Consider the following 616-nt stretch of genomic DNA (forward strand, 5'->3'; position numbering starts at 1 on the left):
TCGCTGCCCCCGGAAACCATTACGTCGGCCCGGCCCAGCTTGATCTGATCCACCGCCGAGGCGATCGCATGGTTGGCCGAGGCACATGCGGAGGTCACCCCGAACACCGGCCCGCGCAAGCCGAGGCGCAAGCTCACCTGGCCGGCGGCGGCGCTTGGCATCGTTTTGGGTACAGCGAGGATGCCAACTCGCCTCGCGCCGTCCAAAAGGAGGGCCCGGTAAGTTTCCTCCATTACATCCCAGCCCAAGCCGCCGACGCCCACTGTAGCGCCGAAGCGATGGGCATTCCCTTCGTCGCAGGAAAGTCCGGCCTGCCGCATGGCTTCGCGCGCTGCAAGCACGGCGAGCAAGCTGAAGCGGGCCATGGAGACGAGCTGCTTGCGATCGATGTCGTGCTCGGGCAGCGCCTTGATCTCAGCGCCGGTCATGCCCTCCAGGTCATGAAGCTCGGAATTGGCGAGCGGGCCGATGGCGGAGCGGCCTTCGCGGATCTCTTTCCACATAGAGGCGGCGTCAGTGCCCAGTCCGCACAGGCCGCCCACTCCGGTGATGACGACGCGCCTGTCCATTCAAGCCTCCTTCGCAAGCAAGCCGCGGACGGCTTCCACGACGTCGC

General features: G+C 66.4%; 1 protein-coding gene. It reads right to left on the minus strand.

Annotated features, from left to right (window positions below; translation table 11 throughout):
- The coding region (locus tag EN846_RS33545; RefSeq protein ID WP_281036068.1) for a beta-ketoacyl synthase N-terminal-like domain-containing protein at nucleotides 1-569 on the minus strand (569 nt) is incomplete at its 3' end.
- Nucleotides 570-616 lie beyond the last annotated feature (47 nt).

This window comes from Mesorhizobium sp. M4B.F.Ca.ET.203.01.1.1 (assembly GCF_004791025.1).
GTDB classification, from domain to species: domain Bacteria; phylum Pseudomonadota; class Alphaproteobacteria; order Rhizobiales; family Rhizobiaceae; genus Mesorhizobium; species Mesorhizobium abyssinicae.